Here is a 4,279-nt window from a genome sequence, read left to right as displayed (position 1 = left end):
ATCGAGACAAATTCTCGATTTTTCTATTTTTATTTCTTTCATCAACCTGAGTTTCGCAATCCTGTTGCCACTCCATTAATGGTGATATGAATCAATTTTTCTTGTTCAGAAGATAATTCTCCACGACGTTGTCTCTTGATAAGCTCTAATTGGATATAATTTAGAACATTGAAGTACGGCATACGATAGTCTAAACTTTCTCTAAGGTAAGCATTTTCTGCTAAAAGTTCATCATGTTCTTCAATTTCAAGAATAATATTTTTCGTCAGTTGCCACTCGTCTAAAATAATATTGAAAATATCACGCACTTTCTGATCTTCACAGAGTTTTGCATATTCAAACGCTATATTCATGTTAGACTTCGACAGAACCATATCCACATTTGACAAAAGAGATTGGAAAAATGGCCAATTCTTATACATATGTCGTAACGTTTCAATATTTTCAGGAGCCTGATCAATAAATTCTTTAAAACTGGATCCGACACCATACCATCCAGGAAACATCACGCGACTTTGAGACCATGAGAATACCCATGGAATGGCACGCAAACCACCAATTTCGGTAATAGTTTTACGAGCAGCTGGTCGAGAGCCAATGTTAAAGCTTGAGATAGCTTTTATTGGACTTGATTCAAAGAAATAGTCATAAAAGTGTTCGTTCCCAAAAACCAAATCACGATAAACACTATAACTTCTATCAACCACTTGTTCCATAATTTCTTCGTATCGATTTGAAGTGCTCGTATCACTCTTCTTTTTCGTAATCATACGGTTAATCGTTGCAGACACCAGCATCTCTAAGTTATAGTAAGCAGCGTCCTTATTCCCGTATTTGTTTCCGATTACTTCTCCTTGCTCAGTTAGACGGATGCGATCATTAATGGATTTAAGCGGTTGTGAAGTGATCGCTTCATAAGTAGGGCCACCACCACGTCCTACTGTACCACCACGTCCATGGAAGAAAGTAATCTTAACTCCAAATTCATGCCCAATCGCAGTTAGTTGTTGCTGAGCCTTATAAAGAGTCCAGCAAGAAGATAAGTATCCTCCATCTTTATTACTATCTGAGTAACCAAGCATAATTTCTTGGTAATTATTCTTAGAAGCAATCCAAGATTTAGCAAGTGGCAAAGACAGGTACTGACGCATCGTATCTTCTGAGTTTTCTAAATCCTCAATTGTCTCAAAAAGAGGAACAATCTGAACACGGGAACTAGTTGTATTTAAAAGCCCTACTTCCTTCAGCATTACAGCTAACTCTAACATATCAGATACACTTGTTGCGTGGGAGATAATGGTCTGACGAATGACATCTTCACCCAACTTATCCTTAAGCTCACGAGCTGTTTTAAAAATGGCCAATTCTTTTTCCAACAGTTCGGACTTCTCAGCGTGGGTTGCTGAGAGGATACGAGGATCTTCTAATAGTTCCTTTAGTAAAACTCGGCATTTTTCCTCTTCAGACAAATCACTATAATGATCATTGATACCAGCTAACTTAAGGAGTTCAGCCACACAGGCCTCGTGTACGCTAGAATCCTGACGCATGTCGATTGAAGCCAAATAGAAACCAAAAATTTCAACCGCTTCTAGCAATTCAGCAAAATCCCCTGTAATTAAAGCTTCATCATGATTTTCTACAAGAGATGCTTTAATCACGTCCAAATCTGCCTTGAATTCAGCCACAGTTTCATAAGCCGGTGCTTGATCTTGTGTCAAGCCATTGATACTAGTTGAAACAAGATTGCTAATATAATTTGCCACGGCGTTACCACCAGAGTGAGCGGATACAGCAACTGGTAAACGACTATCAAGGCCAGACTCCCCACGAGCCGCCCACTCACGAAGGTTGATCATGGTCTGGATAAGCTTTGACTGGATATAGTGAAATGCACGTCGATAAGGTTCATTTTCACGATATATTGAAGTATCTGTTGAAAGAGCCGCCATCGCCTCTACCTCTGGACTCATTTGAGTCAGCTTAGTAGAAAGTGAAAACTCACGATAAAGACTGGAAATTTTGTCAATATAGTAATTAAGAATCACTTCACTTTGCGTTGTTGCAGATGTTTTTAGCGTTTCAGCAGTTACAAATGGATTTCCATCACGATCTCCACCAATCCACATCCCCATCGTAATCGGCTTAGGATTATTTAAAGAGATTCCTCGTTCTTTAGCTAGCCGTTTGTATTCTGCTAAAAGATTAGGGACTGCTTTCAAGAACGATGATTCATAATATTCCATTACATTCGTGATTTCATTTGTCACTTTCAGTTTTTTCTCACGAATCATATCCGTCTGCATCATCAGGTCGATATAACGCTTAAGATTGCTTCGCCATTTCTTCTCATTTACTAATCCAGCCTTAACATCACGATGCTGACGCAATAGTTGATGGATATGATTGGTTAAATCTAGCATTGTTTTCCTTTGCACCTGAGTAGGATGGGCTGTCAAAACTGGAACGATATTAAGACTTTCTAATATCTCAGCAGCATTTTCTTTTTCGGCCACCAAATCTAGAGTGGTAGATAATTTCCCGAGATATTCTTTTTCCACATTGTTTTGATGATTAATTTCATAAGCTAGATCGACATCTTCTGAAATATTGATTAAAAGTGGAAGAATAGAAAAATAACGCGAAATGACTGTTAACTCATCATTACTCATATTTTCAACAATTCGATTCAAGGCTTGGTATTTTTGAGTTTTTGACAATTCCTTTAATTCTAACACTTTATCAAAGGTTTCCTTTGATAGCATACTCTCAGCAACTTCTTGCAAAATTTCTGTCAAAATATCAACTTCTTCTTTGATAACTTCTTTATTTGTATAGCTTTCAAGTTTTTGTAAGGTCATAATTTTTACCTCTCACGTAAAAAATTTAAAGTATAGCTATGGGAGAATACTCCCTCATAGAGCATAAGTGATGGTGGATAATTAATTTTCTTCAAATTCCAATTCTCGGTAAAGTTCTTCTTTCTTTTCACCAGCAGAAATATTAAGAACAAATGCAATTGCAATGGACAAAGTAAGCACGCTATTTCCTCCCTGAGAGAGAAATGGGAATGTTACTCCAGTTGAAGGAATGAGACCTGATATCCCTCCTATATTGATAAAGGTTTGCATAAGAAGCATACCCCCAATTCCAAAAGACATGATAGCATTAAAAGCATTTTTTGCTCTCATCCCAACAAGAATGATACGTAAAATTAAAAAGAATAATAAAGCCAGAATCAGGCTCGCTCCCACAAAACCAAATTCCTCTATAACGATAGAAAAAACAAAGTCAGTTTGAGCCTCTGGTAAATAACCCCTTTTTTCGATAGAATTTCCTAATCCAAGACCAAACCAACCACCATTACTCATAGCATAGTATGAGTTAGCCAATTGATGGCCTGCTCCTTCTAAATCAGCAAATGGATTGAAGTAGGCACTAAAACGATTGGCAACATATCCAAAAACTGGTACTCGAGACATGGTTTCTACACCGACTATTTTTATAATTCCAAGAAATAGAGCTGAAACGGAAACGATAGCTGCCACTATGGCACCAAACCAACGAGGGGCAATGCCTGAAACACCGACTAAAATAACAGTCGTCAAAGCTAAAATAGTTGCATTTCCAAGATCCGGCATCACAATAACAATTCCGATTAAAAGTAAGGTAACAATTCGCCAATCTGTTATTTTTCGTGGAATCCATTGATTTTTGGTGAGAGCTTGATAATCGTAAATACCAATTTGTTCCTCTCTCCTGGCAAAATAATGAGCTAAATACCAGACCAAAATCACCTTTAAATACTCAGCAGGTTGCATACTGAAAGGACCAATATAAAGCCAACCTCTCGCTCCATTTGTTTCCTTACCAAAGATTCGAGCTAAAATCAAAAGAAGAATCTCTAGCAAAATCATAACGGCAAGTACTTTACCATTACGTAAAAAACTTAGTTTCATACGGTAAAGAATAAAAATAGCCACTAAGCTAGCAATCCAAAACACTCCCTGGTTTAAAACCGAAGCAAATGGGTTCGCACCCGCCTGAATTAAGGTGGCACTCGTTGTCGAATAGACCACAATCAATCCCAAAATAGATAATATTAAGTAAGGAATCAAAATGGAATAATTTAACAAGTGCTTTTTATCAATTTTCATAGCACACCTAAATTTTCTAAAATTTCAGAATTTATTATACCACTTTCTTGCGATGATTGAAAGTCTCATCCGTATTTCCTAGCTATTCTTCACAAAAAAGAGAGTGGGACAGAAATCGGTAA

2 protein-coding genes are annotated in these 4,279 nt (G+C 37.3%); both read right to left on the bottom strand.

Annotated features, from left to right (window positions below):
- Positions 1 to 41 precede the first annotated feature (41 nt).
- Positions 42 to 2,861, bottom strand: coding sequence for a phosphoenolpyruvate carboxylase (gene ppc / locus STRDD10_RS00570; RefSeq protein ID WP_067192178.1), 2,820 nt, complete (start codon positions 2,859 to 2,861; stop codon positions 42 to 44).
- Positions 2,862 to 2,942: 81 nt separating this feature from the next.
- The gene (gene ftsW, locus STRDD10_RS00565) at positions 2,943 to 4,157 is read right to left on the bottom strand and encodes a cell division peptidoglycan polymerase FtsW (protein WP_067192174.1); all 1,215 of its coding nucleotides are present in this window, start codon (positions 4,155 to 4,157) and stop codon (positions 2,943 to 2,945) included.
- Between the last annotated feature and the right edge of the window lie 122 nt (positions 4,158 to 4,279).

This window comes from Streptococcus sp. DD10, assembly GCF_001578805.1.
GTDB lineage: Bacteria > Bacillota > Bacilli > Lactobacillales > Streptococcaceae > Streptococcus.
This window is presented reverse-complemented; position numbering and strand designations above follow the sequence as displayed.